The sequence below is a fragment of the Vibrio sp. 99K-1 genome (assembly GCF_013114585.1).
In the GTDB taxonomy this organism is placed as follows: domain Bacteria; phylum Pseudomonadota; class Gammaproteobacteria; order Enterobacterales; family Vibrionaceae; genus Vibrio; species Vibrio chagasii_B.
The window spans coordinates 51,696-71,504 of sequence record NZ_VTXF01000031.1; the positions used below are offsets into that span (position 1 = coordinate 51,696).

The 19,809-nt window shown below is 43.9% G+C and carries 17 protein-coding genes; 8 read left to right on the top strand and 9 right to left on the bottom strand.

The window, feature by feature from the left end; translation table 11 throughout:
- Positions 1-12: 12 nt before the first annotated feature.
- Positions 13-240, bottom strand: coding sequence for a YejL family protein (locus tag F0228_RS21080; protein ID WP_004740674.1), 228 nt, complete (start codon positions 238-240; stop codon positions 13-15).
- 84 nt (positions 241-324) lie between these two features.
- Here F0228_RS21080 and yejK point away from each other — a divergent pair, with 84 nt between their 5' ends.
- The 3 genes from yejK (at position 325) to F0228_RS21095 (ending at position 4,080) form a co-directional block, all read left to right on the top strand.
- Entirely contained in the window at positions 325-1,329 is a 1,005-nt protein-coding gene (gene yejK / locus F0228_RS21085; RefSeq protein WP_116871797.1) for a nucleoid-associated protein YejK, read from the top strand.
- 107 nt (positions 1,330-1,436) lie between these two features.
- Positions 1,437-2,825 (top strand): Hpt domain-containing protein, encoded by a 1,389-nt coding sequence (locus tag F0228_RS21090; RefSeq protein ID WP_171762725.1) that lies wholly within the window; start codon positions 1,437-1,439, stop codon positions 2,823-2,825.
- Positions 2,826-2,901: 76 nt separating this feature from the next.
- Positions 2,902-4,080 carry a chemotaxis protein gene (locus tag F0228_RS21095; RefSeq protein WP_171762726.1) on the top strand — a complete coding sequence of 393 codons (1,179 nt, stop codon included), beginning with the start codon at positions 2,902-2,904 and terminating at the stop codon, positions 4,078-4,080.
- A 99-nt stretch (positions 4,081-4,179) separates the two neighbouring features.
- Here F0228_RS21095 and nhaC read toward each other — a convergent pair whose 3' ends face one another.
- Entirely contained in the window at positions 4,180-5,616 is a 1,437-nt protein-coding gene (gene nhaC / locus F0228_RS21100) for a Na+/H+ antiporter NhaC (RefSeq protein ID WP_239937998.1), read from the bottom strand.
- A gap of 501 nt (positions 5,617-6,117) precedes the next feature.
- On the opposite strand from nhaC, the gene asd reads away from it, so the two are divergent.
- Complete coding sequence (gene asd, locus F0228_RS21105) at positions 6,118-7,236, top strand: aspartate-semialdehyde dehydrogenase (RefSeq protein WP_008223285.1); 1,119 nt, start codon at positions 6,118-6,120, stop codon at positions 7,234-7,236.
- Between the two features lie 407 nt (positions 7,237-7,643).
- On the opposite strand, the gene F0228_RS21110 is transcribed toward asd, so the two are convergent.
- Together F0228_RS21110 and F0228_RS21115 are read right to left on the bottom strand one after the other, a co-directional pair.
- On the bottom strand, positions 7,644-8,486 hold the full coding sequence (locus F0228_RS21110; protein WP_061033760.1) for an ion transporter: 843 nt from the start codon (positions 8,484-8,486) through the stop codon (positions 7,644-7,646).
- Between the two features lie 147 nt (positions 8,487-8,633).
- On the bottom strand, positions 8,634-9,272 hold the full coding sequence (locus tag F0228_RS21115; protein WP_008223294.1) for a YchE family NAAT transporter: 639 nt from the start codon (positions 9,270-9,272) through the stop codon (positions 8,634-8,636).
- A 640-nt stretch (positions 9,273-9,912) separates the two neighbouring features.
- On the opposite strand from F0228_RS21115, the gene adhE reads away from it, so the two are divergent.
- Positions 9,913-12,618 (top strand): bifunctional acetaldehyde-CoA/alcohol dehydrogenase, encoded by a 2,706-nt coding sequence (gene adhE, locus F0228_RS21120; protein ID WP_061033761.1) that lies wholly within the window; start codon positions 9,913-9,915, stop codon positions 12,616-12,618.
- Between the two features lie 158 nt (positions 12,619-12,776).
- Here adhE and F0228_RS21125 read toward each other — a convergent pair whose 3' ends face one another.
- The 3 genes from F0228_RS21125 to sodB all read right to left on the bottom strand — a co-directional run bounded on the left by F0228_RS21125 (position 12,777) and on the right by sodB (position 15,050).
- The gene (locus F0228_RS21125; RefSeq protein ID WP_171731535.1) at positions 12,777-13,460 is read right to left on the bottom strand and encodes an SDR family oxidoreductase; all 684 of its coding nucleotides are present in this window, start codon (positions 13,458-13,460) and stop codon (positions 12,777-12,779) included.
- 268 nt (positions 13,461-13,728) lie between these two features.
- Positions 13,729-14,232, bottom strand: a complete 504-nt coding sequence (locus F0228_RS21130) for a VC2046/SO_2500 family protein (RefSeq protein WP_269999530.1) — start codon at positions 14,230-14,232, stop codon at positions 13,729-13,731.
- Positions 14,233-14,465: 233 nt separating this feature from the next.
- Entirely contained in the window at positions 14,466-15,050 is a 585-nt protein-coding gene (gene sodB, locus F0228_RS21135; RefSeq protein WP_004734050.1) for a superoxide dismutase [Fe], read from the bottom strand.
- A 269-nt stretch (positions 15,051-15,319) separates the two neighbouring features.
- Here sodB and F0228_RS21140 point away from each other — a divergent pair, with 269 nt between their 5' ends.
- Positions 15,320-15,658, top strand: coding sequence for a Grx4 family monothiol glutaredoxin (locus F0228_RS21140; protein ID WP_004741702.1), 339 nt, complete (start codon positions 15,320-15,322; stop codon positions 15,656-15,658).
- 96 nt (positions 15,659-15,754) lie between these two features.
- Positions 15,755-16,384, top strand: coding sequence for a DsbA family protein (locus F0228_RS21145; protein ID WP_061033816.1), 630 nt, complete (start codon positions 15,755-15,757; stop codon positions 16,382-16,384).
- 179 nt (positions 16,385-16,563) lie between these two features.
- Here F0228_RS21145 and F0228_RS21150 read toward each other — a convergent pair whose 3' ends face one another.
- Both F0228_RS21150 and rnt read right to left on the bottom strand, forming a co-directional pair.
- Positions 16,564-17,889: a Na+/H+ antiporter family protein gene (locus F0228_RS21150; protein WP_061033815.1), complete on the bottom strand. Its 1,326-nt coding sequence runs from the start codon at positions 17,887-17,889 to the stop codon at positions 16,564-16,566.
- A gap of 64 nt (positions 17,890-17,953) precedes the next feature.
- Entirely contained in the window at positions 17,954-18,598 is a 645-nt protein-coding gene (gene rnt, locus F0228_RS21155) for a ribonuclease T (protein ID WP_017632534.1), read from the bottom strand.
- Positions 18,599-18,786: 188 nt separating this feature from the next.
- Between rnt and F0228_RS21160 the strand changes: the two genes are divergently transcribed.
- A complete protein-coding gene (locus F0228_RS21160; protein ID WP_032498507.1) occupies positions 18,787-19,668 on the top strand; it encodes an OmpA family protein in 882 nt (293 codons plus the stop codon).
- Positions 19,669-19,809 lie beyond the last annotated feature (141 nt).

A 19,809-nucleotide genomic window follows, 5' to 3' on the forward strand; every position in this document is an offset into this window, starting at 1 on the left:
CGTCAATCAAATTTAGTGAGACTTTTTATCTTCAAGAGAAGAAATTAAAGCCTCGGCAAATTTTTCAGCAATTCCTTTGCGTTGTGAAGCAGCAACGTTCTGATTTAAGACATTGGTTGCGATATTTCCAGCGATCATCAGTGAAAGTTCTGGTGAAGCTTTGTGCTTAGATAGTACAGCACCTACTTCAGCTAGGATTTTTTCAACTTGTTCATCTGTGTATTTAGATATAATCGGCATAAGGACTCTAATAATGATAGTAAAAGCGGCTTATGATAACCTACTATGCACGACAACTGAAACCTGAACGGTAATATTTTCACTATGAGCCTTCACCTTTCCAACGTAATTTTACACCAGCTGAGCAAGAACGATCAGGAAGAACTGATTGTTAACTATCGTGCTGAATCTCTAGAAAACGATGCTTCTTCTGAAAGCCTAGTTGCTGAACTTCATCGTGTTTTTAACTCAAAAGCAGGCAAAGGGTTTGGTTCTTTCAAATCTGACAGCGAATTCCAACAGTGGTTGCATCAACTTCGTGCTGGTGAGACAAACTTTTACGATTTTTCTCAAAAGAGTGCGCAACGTCTAAAAGACGAGCTTTCAAAATACCCATTTGCTGATGAAGGCACCTTGGTAATGGCTGAATATCAGTCACTTGCAACTGACTACCTTTTCATTGGTCTACTGCCTTCAAACCAAAGCTTGAAGGTAACAGAAGGGTTAGATATCAGTGCGACTGACTACTTAGATATCTCTAAAATGGACATCGCAGCTCGCTTAGATCTTTCTACTTACGAGACAGACAAAGAGTCAAACCGTTACCTAACGTACATTAAAGGACGTGTTGGTCGTAAAGTGGCCGACTTCTTCTTAGATTTTCTTCAAGCGGAAGTAGGTCTGGATGCAAAACTGCAAAACCAGGTGCTGATGCAAGCGGTAGAAGATTTTGTTTCTGATTCTAAATTAGAGAAAGAGGAAGCTATCAGCTACAAAAAGCAGGTTGCTGATTACTGTAACGAGCAGTTAAAAGCGGGTGATGAGGTTCAAGTGCGTGAACTGTCTGGCGAATTACCAGCAAGCTCAGATGGCACCAGCTTCTTTGACTATACTAGTGAGCAAGGCTACGAGTTAGAAGACAGCTTCCCTGCAGATCGCGCAACTATGCGTAAACTAACAAAATTTGTTGGTGCTGGTGGCGGTTTGAATGTTAGTTTTGATAGTCTGCTTCTAGGCGAGCGTATCTTCTATGATCCGGAGACAGATACACTAACGATTAAAGGCACACCGCCAAACTTACGTGACCAACTGACTCGTAATAAGTCATAGTCCGAAGTGAATAGGTAAGCGGCAGTAGGATGCTGTCGCTTGTTTTTGTGCTTTGTGTCTTCGCCATAGCAATAATGGCTTCAAGTTAACACGCACAAGGAATATAGATGGAACAATCAGTAGCAAAGCCCACTCGCTTTAATAAACCAGCCACTTTCTTAGTTGTGATTTTGGTTCTGTGGCTACTTCCTTCATTGGCACTTCTCAACCTAAGCCGTTCCTACACAAACTCTCTTGCTCAAATTGAAGAGCTAGGTATTCGCGTTAACGAATTAAGACAGTCACTCTATTTCTCGGAACCACTTCGCGTCTCACGCATCAATGAGTTAGCTCTTGACGCTCAATTAGTTTATTCGATTCGACTTCAGATCGAATCCGATTTCCAAAACGCATTTTTCCGCCCTGACGTAAACCAACTGCTTTATGTGGCAGACCAGTTCTTGGACAAATTTGACGAGTTCATTCCAATCGAAAGTCAGGTTCAAGAGATTGTCGATAACATCAAGCTTTTACGTGCAGACAAGCAGTTATCTCCCAAGTTAAAACCGTTGCTAAATGAATTCGGAGTGGTGGTTTTTGAAGCCATGTATTCAGACAGCCAAAGCTCGTCGGCAACCTATCGAGCCTTTGATTCTATTCTTGAAAGATCTTACAAGTTAAAGACGGAGGAGCAGGACGCCATCCAACAGTTGTTGGCTGATGCTTCTGCTTTATTGGTGGATTATGCTCAACTTAACTTTCTAGTCGATAAGATTAAACAGAACTCAGTGAATAAGCAGATCATCAAATTGGAGGCTGAGTATCATGAACGTCAGTTTAACCTTTTACTTGTGATGTTAGGTTTGAGCTTCGTGGCGATGGGTGCATTGGTTGTTTGGAGTATCAACGTGAGAAAATCGGCGCAGCAACCTAAAGCGGAGCTGAGTGCTGATCCCGAACCTAGCATGGAGAAGGTGGTTCAATTTTCTGATAAAGAAGAATTGTTTCCTGAAACCAGCGTGGAACCGCCTCCCTCAGTAACTGAAAAGCTTGAAAGTGATTCTGACGCCGCGTCGAATCAGCAGACACAACCTCTACAAACCATGGACACTGCAAGCCAACCTGATTTGCAAGAGGCGGCTTTGACTGAGAGGCATGTTGCCAGTGTTACGGATTCAAAGCCCGCGATTGATATTGAAGATATGCTCGAAACACTCGATGGCGATGCGGAATCGGTAGAATTGTTGCTTGGGGTTTTTGTCCAAGACCACGCTAACGACTTTGAAAAGTTTAAAGCGCTGTTGACCAAAGATGAAACCTCAGCTGCTCGTATTGTGCACAGTCTAAAAGGTGTGGCAGGCAGCATTAAAGCATCGCGATTAGCGATTATTGCCGCAAGTATCGAGATGACAATGAAGCAATCCAGAGCCATCAGTGAACATGATCTGACTGAGCTTGAGCAGGCGATAAGAGCCTCGGTGGATTCCGCTGTCGAATATTTAGATAATCAGCGTTAACTTTTGCGGGAGTTTTGACAATACTCTGACGAAGCGCTCATACAATCCGCGCCCTTAGTCTTTGTCAGAGGTTTTTATGTTACGAGTTTTGAGTCGAAGTTGGATGGTGTTGGTGCTTAGCATTGTGCTAAGTGGTTGTTCTCTCTTAGAAGTTAAGTTAGATAGTCAGACGACGCCTCTCACTCAACAAGAGCTGAATGCTCGGCTCATGACGCGTGAATACGCTAAGTTGTTTTTTACACAAGTAGAAGACTCGGCTGATTTAATCGCGCAATCTTATCCTGCCGATGACACCTTACATCAATCTTATGTGTTGCTTTGGAAAATCCACGCAGAGCAGGGCTTGCAACAAGCGGCTTACCAAACTTCTCCTATGTCTGCTCTCATTTATACTTGGGTGTTTACTGCGCAAATGAATCAATTTTATGCCGAAGGTGAAGGAGCGGATCTGTTCACGGTGGATCATGCGGTTAACACAGCACGTTCTCTCGACCAAGAAGCGGAAAAGCTAGCAAAGGGCGTTTTGAGCTCGAGTGATTTTAAAAAGAGCAAGGCATTTGTTGCCGAATTTGTTGCGAGCAATCCCTTTAAAGATCTTACCTTCAGAAGTACGCCCGTTTATCGAGAATGGCTAACTTACCTTGGTAAAGATGAATCACAGATCGTTCAGAGCCTAGGCACTATGCCAGAAGCCATGAGCGACGCATCAGACCGTTTAAGCTTAATGGCGGACCAAACGCCAAAACTGATGTCTTGGAAAGCAGAGTTAGTGGCGATGAATAGCTCACTGACCGGTGAAGATTTGTCTATGACACTAGAAAGCCTTCGTCAAACGTCAGCAAGCATGCAGGACTTCATTGAGAACAACCCTGAATACATGCAAACACTGGCTTCTATTATGTCGGCCGAAATGCAGCCGCTGCTTAATGATCTTAGCGACAAAACAGACCAAAAGCTGGCTATGCTGAGTGATGAGCGTGTGGCGTTAGAAAAGATGGTAACGCGTGAGAGAGAAGCTCTGGTGCAGATGATTGAGAAAGAGCGTATCGAGATTGCAGGTATCGTGACATCTGAAAGAGAACTGTTCACTCAGGATTTAGACCGTGTCTCTCAAGAGGTCGTTGTACTTGCGATTGATAAGTTGATGGAGCTAATCAAAGGTGTGATTATCTACTTCATCTTATTTATCTTAGTGGTGTTCTTTGCACCTTTAGGTATCGGTTATTGGTTGGGTAAACGAACCGCCAACAAATAAGCAAATCATCAGATAAGAAAAGAGCGCTCTAGGGCGCTCTTTTTGCATTTATATCATTAACGGTTTGTTTACGTTCTAACGTTTTTGAACGATGAACTACTAGGCTTGTTGCTTTGTCAGCTCTGCCGCTTCTTCCGTTTCAACGGCCGGAGCTGTTGGTTCACACTTATCAACGAACCAACCCATGTAAGAGGTTACGATAGTAACGATGATACAGATGAAGCTTAGCCACATGAATGGTGCGTACGACAGCGTTGCAACGCCTAAGATACTCGCCATGTAGATGCCGTTATCACTCCAAGGCACCATACCTGATGTTAACGTGCCACCGAACTCAGCGTTACGAGAAAGGTTCTTACGTTTGTAACCTAGGCGGTCGTAGTTTTTCGCACAGATTTTTGGTGTAAGGATCAGTGATACGTACATTGCAGAGCCAAACACGTTACCCATGAAAGCCGTACCAATCGTGCTGGTTGCTAGCGAACCTGCGCTGTTTACGCGGCGTTCGAAGACTTTTGCGATGGTTTCTAGTACGCCTACTTTATCCAGTAAGCCACCAAAACCAAGGCCGAACACGATAACTGCAACTGAACCAAGCATTGAAGACATGCCACCGCGGTTTAGGATTGAGTCAATGAAGTCGACGCCAGATGAGATGGAGAACGGTGCCCATGCTGTGTTGAATGCTGTTAGGAAGTCGATCTCTTGAATCATAACTGCCCAGATAATACCGAGCAGAGAACCGAAGCTGATTACTGGGAATGAAGGCATACGGAAAGCCAGTAGGCCTAATACGATCAGTACCGGAACAAATGAATATGGCGTGATGTAGAACTGAACTTCCATCGCTTTGATAACCGATTCTACTTGGCTCATGTCAACGTTGCCGGCGTAGTGGAAGCCAAACGCGGTAAACATGATGCCAGTAATAACGTAGCTGATTAATGCTACAGGCAGCATGCCTTTGATATGTTCAACCACTTCTACGTTAGACATAGAAGAAGCCAAAATTACTGAATCAGAAAGTGGAGACATTTTGTCACCGAAGTAACAACCTGAAAGTACTGCACCTGCCGTAATTGGCGCTGGAACACCTAGGCCTTGGCCAATACCCATCATCGCAATACCCGCTGTACCAGCGGCACCCCAAGAAGTACCAGTAGCCAACGCCGTTAGAGAACAGATGATCATGGTCGCCAAAAGGAAGATAGAAGGATGGATAGCTTTCAGACCATAGTAAATGATGGTCGGTACGATCCCGCCAGAGATCCAAGTACCAACAAGAGCACCAACGGCTAAAAGTATTAAAACTGCGCCTAAACCGTTAGATATTCCTTTGAGTGCTGCTTTTTCTAAGTCTTTGTATTGGTGTCCAAGACGAATACCAAGCACCATGATAATGAACCAACCAATGTACAAGGCAAGTTGGATTGGAAGGTCAAGCTTTGCTGTAAAGGAAAAAGCAAGGGATAGAAATAGTCCTAACGCGATGAATACCTGCATCAGGTTCGGTAGGCGAGTTTTACTCTGCTTCATAAAAGCCTCTTGTGATTTCGAGCATTTATAGTGCTTCATTATATTGTGGGGTACGAAATGGACACTACAGTAATTAGATTATTATATCGAAAAAATACACTTAAGTTGTGATATTTGACTGCATATCGGACCTGTTATGGTTTCATAATCTAAATTTTTGTTAAATTAATGATTGTTACATGTTGAATTCTGTCGCACGTTGTTTTCGTTTTGTAAAATAAAATGCCAATTAACCATGGTTTAATAGAGGGAATTACTGTTTGTGATCGGAGTTCTGTTGTTAGGTTTAGCGTGCTAAATCGTTGAATTTTGCGGTGTTGGTCTTCCTGTCAATAAGCTGGAGGCTGAATCTCTGTACTGAGATAACTTTGTGATTCATCGCGTTCACTTAAAAGAAACGAAAAAGTTACACTTTTTGACAAAAAGCACTTGAGTTCTGTTTCTGAAAAACTTATAGATGGGGGAGAGCAATTTTTTAATTTTATACATGGAGAGTGAGCGATGAGAGTAGGTCTAGTTGGTTGGCGCGGTATGGTGGGTTCTGTACTGATGCAACGTATGGTTGAAGAGAAAGACTTCGACCTGATTGAGCCTGTTTATTACAGCACATCTCAGATTGGCATTCCTGCCCCTGTTCTAGGTGGTAAAGATGCGGGTCTACTTCAAGATGCTTTTGACATTGATAGCCTAAAACAGTTAGATGCCGTAATTACCTGTCAAGGTGGTGACTACACATCAAAAGTTTACCCAGCGCTGCGTCAAGCGGGTTGGAAAGGTTACTGGATTGACGCTGCTTCTACTCTACGTATGGACGCTGATTCAATCATCACTCTTGACCCTGTTAACTTGGCTCAAATCCAACAAGGCATTCACAGCGGCACGAATACTTTTGTTGGCGGTAACTGCACAGTGAGCCTAATGCTTATGGCACTGGGCGGCCTGTATGAGAAAGGCATGGTTGAGTGGATGAGTGCCATGACTTACCAAGCGGCTTCAGGCGCTGGTGCTAAGAACATGCGTGAGCTTATCTCACAAATGGGTGTGATTAACGATAGCGTGAGTTCTGAGCTAGCGAACCCTGCAAGCTCAATTCTTGATATTGATAAGAAAGTTGCTGACACCATCCGTTCATCTTCATTCCCAACAGACCAGTTTGGTGCTCCTTTAGCGGGTTCTCTGATTCCTTGGATCGATGTGAAGCGTGAAAATGGTCAGAGCAAAGAAGAGTGGAAAGCGGGCGTTGAAGCGAACAAGATTCTTGGCCTAGATGGTCAGCCTATCCCAATCGATGGTACTTGTGTACGTATCGGCGCAATGCGTTGTCACGCTCAAGCACTTACGATCAAACTTAAGCAAGACGTCCCAATGGACGAGATCGAAGAGATCATCGCGACCCACAACGATTGGGTTAAAGTGATTCCTAACGACCGTGACATTACGGCGCAAGAACTGACTCCGGCTAAAGTAACAGGCACTATGTCTGTACCAGTAGGTCGTCTGCGTAAGATGTCTATGGGTAACGACTTCCTAAACGCATTCACGGTTGGTGACCAACTGCTTTGGGGTGCTGCAGAACCACTACGTCGTACTCTACGCATCATTCTTGCTGAAAAAGCGTAATCGAACGCTCTTTCTATTCAAAAGTGAAAGCAGGCGCCACTGTTTGTGAATGCTTAGCTTCGTTAGAGACAAAAGCCGGTGTTAATACATCGGCTTTTTTGATCGCGTAAGGTGGATTAATTTCACTCGCGACTTCACTTAAATCTTCTCGTTGGAATGGGACAAGGAAGAGATCCCCAACTCGTTCGTTCCTCACTCTTGAGGATGACGTTTTTCTCCTAACTTAAATTGTGTCATTCCCGATAGCGACGGAGGAGCGTAGTCGGGAATCTAGCTTTTGCTCAGTGAATCAACAACAAAGGTGACGGTAAACGCCACCCTTTCTAGTCCCTTAATATTTCATTATCCGGTTCTCGAAACTGCTCTTAAATCCCTTCGCATCTCGCCACTCGAATCCCGCATCTGCTTTATTCCTTGTCGGACACGACTCGTTTGTCAGGGTCGGCCAATTCACTGGCACAGTGTTTACAATAGATGGCATCAGAATCATGACCCGCGCGATTGCAGTTTGGGCATTTGACTAACTCTTTATGCGAGTTCATTTCATTACTGAGTTCTGCGGTAATAATCCCGGTCGGTACCGCAAGGATGGAATAGCCTAACAACATGGTCAAAGATGCAATAGCTTTGCCGATTGCTGTTTGTGGAACCATGTCTCCGTAACCAACGGTTGTGATCGTCACAATCGCCCAATAGATACTGTGAGGGATACTGGTGAAGCCATTCTCAGGCCCTTCAATAACAAAGATCAAAGCACCAAAGATCACAACCAAGATGCCGACTGTACTGAAGAAGATGAGAATTTTTCGTCTCGCCATTAACAGTGAGCGCAGCAATATGTTGGAGTCTTGTAAATAGCGAACTAGCTTGAGAATTCGGAAGATACGCATCACACGTAGCAATCTCACGACCCCCATAAACGAAGCGCCCGGGAAGATGATTGCTAGGTAGGTTGGGAGAATCGCTAACAGGTCAACGACACCATAAAAGCTGGTGGCGTAAGATTTCGGTTTTGGAGAACAGTAGAGCCTTAGCAGATACTCGATGGTGAATAAGGCGGTAAAGCTGTATTCTATGTAACGAAGCTCTTGCGACCATTCCGTCATGACATTAGGGATAGACTCAAGAATAAGAACCAGCAACGAAGCCAAAATTGCAACGATCAGTGAAATATCAAATGCGCGTCCGGCTGGCGTATGCGTGCCAAAGATAATGACGTACAAATGATGCTTAAGTGGCTTGCGTGACATAAGGAAAGCTTCGTCTTCTATTAAATGCGTTAACCGTCATTATACAAGCTTCATAATAACGAGGCGAGTGAAAGCCAAATTGCTTTACTCGCCTCATATGTGTTCCACATTAAATAGCCGCGTTTAGCGACCATGTGCTGTTAGTCGCTATGCTAAACCTGGGAATAGGTTACGCAAGCCATTCGCAATGAACTCGATGCCAAGTGCACCAAGAATCAAGCCCATGATACGGGTGATAACGTTGATCCCGGTTTGACCTAAAAAGCGCACGATAACAGGCGCTGAACGGAACAAAAGCCAAGAGCAAGTTGCGAATGCAATAATACTGATACCAATACCAATGGTATCAATTGCCGCAGGATAACGAGAACCGTAAACAATCGTGGAACTGATTGCACCCGGACCCGCCATTAAAGGCATTGCTAAAGGCACAACACCGATTTGTTCTTTACTGATGTACTCAGACTTTTCCTGCTTGTTCTGTTTATCTTCACCCAGCTTACCGCTCATCATCGAAAATGCGATGCTCAATAACAGTAAACCACCCGCTACGCGAAACGAGTCTAGTGAAATGCTAAACATATCGAGTAGCAACTGACCTGCAACTAGCGACACGATTAAGATAACAGCAACGGCAATATTAGCTTGTAAGGCAGTCCTGTTTCTCTCTTCTGGCGGCATATGAGCAGTAAGAGAAACGAAAACAGGCATGATGCCGATTGGGTTAACGGCTGCAACAAGCCCAAGGAAGAATTGCATAAAGATTGCGAGTTCTAAACCTTGCATGGGAGCGATCTCCAAGTAACGTAAAGTAATATAGTGGGTTTGATCTGACCTTTATCAGAGTGCGTAATGTAAGGGACAAATTCAATCAGAGCGAATGAAAAAAACTAACGTGAAGAGGGGGCTATTTTTTAGAAAAACTAATTGAGTGTGAGATGTGTAATACCATTGTTACAAAGTGTTTTCTCGTGTTTCGTGTTGTAACGTGATTTGAATTAAATGTTACCTCACGCACGCTTTTAATAAAAATTATGACAGTTTCTAGCTGGTTTCAACGGTATGGATATACTCTCAGTAGCACAGTTTTAGCCGTATACATGTAAGTGAGCTGACTAAAAATGAAACTTTTTTACAGTTTATGACGCTATGTAGAAAAAAGTTGTCTGTTTGCTTGTTTTTTGTTCGAACTGAAAATGTGATATTAATCTATATAAATCATAAGTTTAAGTTCATTTATGCGATTGCCTTACTACTTTCTGGTTAATTCCTTTTGGGTAACTGATCTGGGTCAATTTTTTTCACACTGTGAAATAATATACTCAGCCCTGAAAGCAATTTACTAAGAACGCTGGTGTTTAAGGTTAACGGCAAGCAGCGAATTTAATAAAAAGTTTTTAATATTTATTATTTTAGGAGATCCACCATGCCTGTAACTAACTTAGCGGAACTTGATGCTCTAGTAGCTCGCGTTAAAGCAGCACAAGAAGAGTTTGCAACATTCTCTCAAGAGAAAGTAGACGCAATCTTCCGCGCAGCTTCTCTTGCTGCTAACCACGCTCGTATTCCACTTGCACAACAAGCAGTTGCTGAATCTGGAATGGGTATTGTTGAAGATAAGGTTATCAAGAACCACTTTGCATCTGAATTTATCTACAACAAATACAAAGACGAAAAAACATGTGGCATCTTAGAAGAAGATGACAACCTAGGCACAATGACTATCGCTGAGCCTGTAGGTATCATCTGTGGTATCGTTCCAACAACGAACCCAACTTCTACAGCAATCTTCAAATCTCTAATCTCTCTTAAAACACGTAACGGCATCATCTTCTCGCCACACCCACGTGCAAAGAACTCAACTAACGACGCAGCGAAACTTGTACTAGACGCAGCGGTTGCAGCGGGTGCTCCAAAAGACATCATCGGTTGGATCGACCAACCATCTGTAGAGCTTTCTAACGCGCTTATGAAGCACGACGGTATCGCACTTATCCTTGCTACTGGTGGCCCAGGCATGGTTAAAGCAGCATACTCTTCTGGTAAGCCTGCTATCGGTGTTGGTGCTGGTAACGTTCCTGTAGTTATCGATGAAACAGCTGACATCAAACGTGCTGTAGCATCTATCCTTATGTCTAAGACATTCGATAACGGCGTTGTATGTGCTTCTGAGCAAGCTGCAATCGTTGTTAGCGATGTATACGAAGAAGTTAAAGAGCGTTTCGCTTCTCACAAAGCTCACGTTCTGTCTAAAGCTGACGCAGATAAAGTACGTAAAGTACTTCTTATCGACGGCAACCTAAACGCTAAAATCGTAGGTCAACCTGCTCCAGCAATCGCTGAAATGGCTGGTGTTAAAGTGCCTGCTGATACAAAAGTACTTGTAGGTGAAGGTCTTGGTAAAGTTTCTTACGATGACGAATTCGCTCACGAGAAACTATCTCCAACTCTAGGTCTATTCCGCGCAGACGACTTCGAAGACGCTGTTGCTCAAGCGGTAACTATGGTTGAAATCGGTGGTATCGGTCATACATCTGGTCTTTACACTAACCAAGATACTAACGCAGAGCGCATCCGTTACTTCGGTGACAAGATGAAGACTGCTCGTATCCTAATCAACATCCCTACTACTCACGGTGGTATTGGTGACCTGTACAACTTCAACGTTGCACCTTCTCTAACTCTAGGTTGTGGTTCATGGGGTGGTAACTCTATCTCTGAGAACGTAGGTCCTAAGCACCTAATCAACAAGAAAACTGTAGCGAAGCGAGCTGAAAACATGTTGTGGCACAAACTACCTAAGTCTATCTACTTCCGTCGTGGTAGCCTTCCAATCGCAATGAGCGACCTAGAAGGCAAGAAACGCGCATTCCTAGTAACTGACCGTTTCCTATTCAACAACGGTTACGCTGATGACGTAGTTAGCCTGCTTAAAGCACAAGGCATCGAAGTTCAAACTTTCTTCGACGTAGAAGCTGATCCAACGCTATCTGTTGTTGAGAAAGGCGCTGAAGCAATGAAGAGCTTCCAACCTGACGTAATCCTTGCTCTAGGTGGCGGTTCTCCAATGGATGCTGCTAAGATCATGTGGGTTATGTACGAGCACCCAGAAACTCACTTCGAAGAACTAGCAATGCGCTTTATGGATATCCGTAAACGTATCTACAAGTTCCCTAAAATGGGTCAAAAAGCTGAGCTTGTATGTATCACTACAACTTCAGGTACTGGTTCAGAGGTTACTCCATTCGCTGTTGTTACAGACGACAAGACTGGTGCTAAGTACCCACTAGCTGACTACGAAATCACGCCAAACATGGCTATCGTTGATGCGAACCTAGTAATGAACATGCCTAAGTCTCTAACAGCGTTCGGTGGTTACGATGCAGTAACTCACGCTCTTGAAGCTTACGTATCTGTTCTAGCGAACGAATACTCAGACGGTCAAGCTCTTCAAGCACTTAAGATGCTTAAAGAATACCTACCATCAAGCTACAAAAATGGTGCGGCTGACCCAATCGCTCGTGAGAAAGTACACAACGCAGCAACTATCGCTGGTGTAGCATTTGCGAACGCATTCCTAGGTGTGTGTCACTCAATGGCTCACAAAATTGGTGCTGAGTTCCACCTACCACATGGTCTTGCTAACGCACTACTTATCTCAAACGTTGTACGTTACAACGCGAACGATAACCCAACTAAGCAGACTGCATTCTCTCAGTACGACCGTCCACAAGCACGTCGTCGTTACGCAGAAGTTGCTGACCACCTAGGCCTAAGCCAAGCTGGTGACCGTACTGCTCAGAAGATTGAACGTCTACTAACTTGGTTAGAAGAGCTTAAGAAAGACCTAGACATCCCACTATCTATCCAAGCTGCGGGTGTTAACGAGTCTGACTTTATTGCTAAACTAGACGAGCTAGCGGTTGAAGCGTTCGATGACCAATGTACAGGTGCTAACCCACGTTACCCACTAATCACTGAGCTTAAAGAAGTACTAACAACTTCTTACTACGGCGAAGCATACGTTGAAGGTGAAACTTTCGAAGGTACTACAGTTATCCTTAAGAAAGCAGACCAAAAACCAGCTGAAGCAAAAGCGCCAAAAGCTAAGAAAGAAAAAGCTAACGCATAATAAGTAAGCATTAGTTTTGAGATAAGTTTTCGCTAGCACGATACTTATCTATCGGGAAAAGTTAAAAGCCCCAGTCGAAAGACTGGGGCTTTTTTTATGCTGTTGATTAGTGAACTACTCTTAGAGTTGGGACTTTATCTGAGTAGGAATGGGGGAGTCTAAACCTCTGCTGCAACAACTCGTCCACTGAAGTAATCATTAGAGATAATGTATTCAGCGGTTCGGGTGAGTTCGTCTTGCAGTTGTGCCCAGTGACAACGGTTGAACTTACCATCGGCGTTGTGAATCGCAGGAACGACACCGCCAACACGGATCTTAAATGGGGTGAGTTCTTTGGCCCAGCTGTGGGTAAAACCGGTGATCATGGAATTGGCGCTTTCTAGTCCAGATACATCGTGAAAGTCATCGTGCGATATGACATTCACGATAACCCCTTCTTTGTTTTCTTCTCGTAGCCTCTCAGCGCTGATTTGGCCAAAAGCAAAAAGGGTCGATGCCATAGAGGAAAGATCATTAATAAAGCTGCTGACGGGCTGATCACCAATTAGGCTCGGCATCGGTGAACTTATCCAGTTATTGACCAGTACATCGGGGTTGGTGTTGAAAGTGGTTTGGATAAAATCAAACACGCTGAGAATCGACTGGCTGTCATGGCTTTCGAGTGGGTAGTGGTAAACGGAATCAGAGAACCGAGCACATTGTAAATAAGTAGCCTGAAGCGCTTCGGTATCGTTATCACAAAGGATGACGGTGGCTCCAAGGTTCACAAAGTGGTTCGCAATCGTCCCTCCTAGTCGCGAACCGGCAGCTGTTACCAATATGATTGAGCTTTTTATTTCCATCCCAGTACCTAAACAAATCATCCATGTAGGATAAGGATGGGTTAAATTTTATACAATGGGTGTGAATTGGTTCAAACTAAGTTAGGTGAATTAATAAGTTTTTATGAACTTAGTGGCAGGTCACATTTTGTAGTAACTTCAAGCAGTAATCGACATTTGTTAATTTGAGGGTGCCTAAGGCTGGTGGTTCATATCACTCTAGTGAATCGTTCGAATGGCGTGAATTGAATAAAGCAGATAGAGATGCAGGAATAAAGTGAGACTGAAGCTATACCTGAGCCTGGATCTGATACTTACGTTGAGCGGTAGATAGCACGTTGTACAGCGTTGCTGATGGTAAGTCAGGCTGGTTTTTGTTTGCTAGCTTACGACGATCGTGACCAGATAGGTTTTGGTAAACTTCTTCAGGTAAGTCACCAGTGTCTTCTGGCATAAATGCCAGTGCTTCTGGTTTTAGATAGTGACAGAGCTTAGCACTCACTAAGCTTGATTGGTGAAAGTGATTAGACTGTTGTGCTGATATCTCGTAAGACGATTGATTTGAACGCAGTTGCTGAGGTTCGGCGATGCCAAACTGTTTACGGAGGCGATCTTCCGTTGTCTCTGTGACTTCAATAGTATCGATAGGCGTACAGTCTCGAACATCATTAGAGAACATGGATAACAGCAACGCGAAATCCGCACGGCGACCTTGCTCAACCGCTTGGCTGATTCCGATGCCGAACTTCAGTTCGTTGATGATTCCTGCTTTATCTAAAGTATGTATTTGCATGACGCCTCTCATTTGATACATCTTTAACGGCATGAAGGCAGCAAACTTTAGCCTTTAATTACAAGCGAATAGAGATTTAATTTATGCTAGGAAAGGGTAGTTAAAAGGGCTAGATTATTGATCGTTATGTTCGTTGTTTACTATGTAGCATATCGTAGATACAAAAAAGCTCACGCCGAGGCATGAGCTTTTAATAGTTAACTCGCTATAAATAGCGCAGCTTAAGTAATAGATTACTTAGCTAGGTTCTCTTCTACGAAAGACCAGTTTACTAGGTTCCAGAATGCAGCCATGTAGTCAGGACGAACATTGCGGAAATCGATGTAGTAAGCGTGTTCCCATAGGTCAACAGTTAGAAGTGGAGTAACACCTTCTTCTGTTAGAGGAGTCGCAGCGTTAGAAGTGTTAACGATGTCTAGAGAACCGTCAGCTTTCTTAACTAACCAAGTCCAAGAAGAACCGAAGTTGTTGATTGCTGAATCAGTGAATTTTGCTTTGAATTCTTCGAAAGAACCGAATGCAGCGTTGATAGCTTCTGCAACAGCGCCAGTTGGTTCGCCGCCTGCTTTTGGAGCAAGACAGTGCCAGTAGAACGTGTGGTTCCAGATTTGAGCAGCGTTATTGAAAACACCACCAGTAGAAGTCTTAACGATCTCTTCTAGTGTTTTGCCTTCAAACTCAGTACCTGGGATAAGACCGTTTAGCTTAACAACGTAAGTGTTGTGGTGCTTACCGTGGTGGAAATCTAGCGTTTCTGCTGAGATGTGTGGTTCTAGTGCGTCTTTCGCGTAAGGAAGAGCTGGTAGTTCAAATGCCATTGCTCAATTCTCCATTGATATGAAAGAGTTAACTCTTTCGATTGCTTCCAGTGATATTATTATTCATGGCTCGCTATGCAGCCAACCATGGTCAATTTGCTGACTTGGTTTCTAGTTTAGCAAGTTTTTACTTTATTAAAAGCATATTTCATCACTTTTATGTGAATTGTTAGTCTAGCTTGTTAACCGCTTTTTTTATATGGTTTTTATTCTTTTGGTTTGGGGTAGAATAAAGGCAATAAAAGCCGTAATCCATTAACGAGGAAGCAATGGAAACTATCGATAAAATCAAACAGCAAATTGAAGAAAACACTATTCTACTGTACATGAAAGGTTCTCCTAAGCTACCTAGCTGTGGTTTCTCTTCTCAAGCGTCTCAAGCTCTAATGGCATGTGGCGAAAAATTTGCTTACGTAGATATTCTACAAAACCCTGATATCCGTGCAGAGCTACCAGCTTACGCACAATGGCCAACTTTCCCACAACTTTGGGTTGAAGGTGAGCTAATCGGTGGTTGCGACATCATTCTTGAGATGTTCCAAAAAGGCGAACTTCAGCCAATCATCAAAGAAGCGGCTGCTAAAGTTGCTGGCGATGACGCAGAGTAAGTTCTAGCCTTTATGCTGAACAGTAAACTAGGGGCCTTAATCAGGCTCCTTTTTTGTTGGAACTGAGAGAAGAATTGACTCGATAAGGAACGAACAATGGATGTAAAACTGCATTATGTACATGATCCAATGTGCAGCTGGTGTTGGGGATATAAGCCGACACTGGAGTTACTAAAACAACAATTGCCTGCGAGTATTGAGTTTAACTACGTAGTCGGTGGTTTGGCTCCGGACTCTGACGAGCCAATGTCAGAAGAGATGAAAAGTAAGCTGCAAGCTATTTGGAAGCAGATCGAAGCTAAGCTAGGTACTGAGTTCAATCATGAATTTTGGACTGAGTGTAAACCAGTTCGCAGCACTTACCCTGCGTGTCGCGCTGTTATTGCTGCGGGTTTCCAAGATCACTACGAGCAGATGCTTGAAGCGATTCAACACGCATACTACTTGCGTGCGATGCTGCCGCACAGTGAAGAGACTCATAAGCAATTGGCTGAAGAGCTAGGCATGAATGTTCAGCAATTCGAGAATGACCTTGCTGGTAAGTTACTAGAGGGTGAACTAGAAGATCAGCTGAGCTTCAAACATGCGATGGGTGTGCATTCTTACCCAACCCTAATGCTTGAAGTTGACGGTATCTTCACTGAAGTCGAGCTGGATTACCACTCATCAGAAACGACACTTAAGTCGATTCGAGAAGTTCTAGTAAAGAGCGCTCCTACCGTTTAATTGGCGATACTGAATCGTACTACTTCAAAGGCTTGCTCATAAGAGTAAGCCTTTTTTGTATTAGGTATGCGGTTCTTCTGTGTAACTTGGTGGGAGAAACGCCGGATACAAAAAAGACCGCACTAGGCGGTCTTTTTAAATTTTGAACATTGATTCTGACTATAGAACCTAGCTATAAGCTACAGAACCATGGCTGCAATCCAACCGAATACGATCAGTGGGATGTTGTAGTGTAGGAATGTCGGTACAACGGTTTCCCATACGTGCTCGTGTTGGCCATCAGCATTAAGACCAGACGTTGGACCTAACGTTGAGTCAGAAGCCGGAGAACCAGCATCACCAAGCGCTGCTGCTGTGCCTACTAGAGCAATAGTTGCCATTGGAGAGAAACCAAATGCTGCCGCTAGTGGAACGTAGATAGTTGCAAGGATTGGGATCGTAGAGAATGAAGAACCGATACCCATGGTAACCAATAGACCAACCACTAGCATAAGTAGTGCAGCTAGAGGCTTGTTGTCGCCGATGCTTGTTGAAAGTGCTTCTACCAAAGATTCAACGCCACCTGTCTGCTTCATTACTGCTGCGAAACCTGCTGCGGCAATCATGATGAAACCGATCATTGCCATCATATGTACACCCTTGGTGAAGACGTCTTGTGTCTCTTTCCAAGCAATTACGCCACCGAAAGTGAATACCATGAAGCCAGCAAGTGCACCGATGATCATTGAACCCGTCGATAGCTGAACTGTTAGTGCTGCAACAATACCTGCTGCCGCTACTAGGATGTGCTTCTTGTTGATCTGTTTTGCTTCAGTTGAAACGATCGTGTGAGAGGTTTCTTTGTATTGGCGAGGCTTACGGTAAGTGAAGAACACTGCCGTTAGAAGGCCGAAGATCATACCCGCAGCTGGTAGCAACATAGCCATTGGAACTTGGCTCGCAACGACGCTTTCAAGGCCGTTGTCGTGAAGGTTCTTAAGCAGGATGTTGTTTAGGAAGATGCCACCAAAACCGATCGGCAATACCATGTATGGCGTAATCAGACCAAAAGTAAGCACACACGCAACCAGACGACGGTCTAGGTTCATTTTTGCGAATACGCCTAATAGAGGTGGGATTAAAATTGGGATGAAGGCGATATGTACTGGAATCACGTTTTGCGAAGACATGGTCACTAAGATCAAAGACGCAAGGATGCCGTATTTAAGACCAGTCGATGCTGCACTGTTCTCTTTGCCGTGAATGCGTTTAATAACACTTTGAGCAAGTAAGTCTGTGATACCAGAGCGTGAGATAGCAACAGCGAATGTACCAAGCATGGCATAGCTAAGTGCAATCGTTGCACCGCCGCCTAATCCACTTTCGAAAGCCGCGACTGCATCGTTCAAGCTCATACCAGAGGCTACGCCACCGATAATTGCACTGAACGTCAGAGCAACGACTACGTTTACGCGCATCAAAGCTAAAACAAGCATGATGCAAACTGAAATTACAACAGGATTCATATTATTCTCGGGATGTTGTGTTCTTTATGAAGGCAATACGAATGAACGTTTACCAACTCTATTTTTATTCTTCGTCAACAAGCGGCCAACCACCAAGGGCTTTCCACTTGTTTACGATGCCGCAAAATAACTCTGTGGTTTTTTGCGTATCATACAAAGCAGAGTGTGCTTCTTTGTTGTCAAATTCCATCCCTGCAGTGCGGCAAGCTTTAGCCAAAACGGTTTGACCGTAGGCAAGACCACTAAGAGCTGCAGTGTCAAATGTAGCAAATGGATGGAACGGGACGCGTTTAAGCTTACAACGCTCACTTGCTGCATTAACGAAGTTTAAATCGAATGTTGCATTGTGAGCGACCATGATTGCACGACTGCAATCTGAAGCTTTTTGTTCTTTTCTCACTAGCTTGTAGATTTCTTTAAGGGCTTCTTGTTCCGACACAGCACCACGTAATGGGCTAAATGGGTCTTTAATTCCGTTAAAGTCTAATGCTGCCTGCTCGATATTTGCGCCTTCAAAAGGCTCAATGTGAAAATGAAGCGTTGATGCAGGCTGCAGATCTCCGTTCTCATCCATTTTTAATGTAATGGCACAGATTTCTAATAATGCATCGGTTTCAGCGTTAAACCCTGCGGTTTCCACGTCGATGACCACTGGAAAATAGCCGCGAAAGCGTTTTTTTAGGGTCAGAGCTTCGTTTTCTACAGTCATGTTAGCCCAAATAAGTGTGATTAAGGCTGCATTATTGCAGATAATAGCAGTGATAAAAACTAGGGAAGGGCAATAAATCTTAAATTACCTAACCTATTGCGGCTTGATAATTGCATATTTAAACACGAGAGAAAAATGCGGCAATTGGCTGCATTGTTAAACGAATTGCTTAAGAGATACTCCACTTTATGAAGAAACAACTCATAACAGGTTCAATGCTATTTTCGCTACTTATGTCTTCATCAGCCATGGCACAAGAAAAGCGTTACGGAGCATCTCCTCAACAGTCGACATGGGAGATGGTGGCCAACACGCCATTAGAGTGCCGCTTAGTGCATCCGATCCCTAACTTCGGTGATGCTGAGTTCTCATCCCGAGCGAGTAAAAAGATCATTTTAGATTTCGAACTGAAAATGCGTCGCCCAATGGGGGCAACTCGTAATGTTAGCTTGATCTCGATGCCACCACCTTGGCGTCCAGGCGAGAGTGCCGATCGCATGACAACCATCAAGTTCTTCCAGCAATTTGATGGTTATGTTGGCGGGCAAACGGCTTGGGGTATCTTGAGTGAGTTAGAGAAAGGGCGCTACCCAACATTTAGCTACCAAGAGTGGCAGAGCCGAGATCAGCGTATTGAAGTGGCGTTATCGTCGGTGTTGTTCCAAGAGAAATACAATGTGTTCAGTGACTGTATCGCTAACTTGTTGCCGTACAGCTTCGAAGATATCTCATTCACTATTTTGCATTACGACCGTAATAGCGATCAGCTAAACAAATCGTCACGTAAAAGGCTTAGTCAGATCGCCGAGTATGTTCGTTATAACCAAGACATTGACCTCGTTTTAGTTGCAACCTACACCGATTCGGCAGACAGCAAAGGCATTAGCCAAAACCTGTCAGAACGAAGAGCTGAGTCTTTAAGAGAGTATTTTAAATCTCTTGGTTTGCCGGAAGACCGCATTCAAGTGCAAGGTTATGGTAAGCGTCGTCCAATTGCTGATAATAGCTCGCCAATTGGTAAAGATAAGAACCGACGTGTGGTTATCTCCCTAGGTAGAACACAAGTCTAAGCTGGTGGCGAAAGACCTTAAATGAAAAAGCCCGTCACTATGAACTGACCCCCAATAGTTGGACACCAATTATTGGGGGTCTTTTTATGTCCAAATATAGCCGAGAGCTAAAATGTATCATTGCTAAGCAATATTTAGATG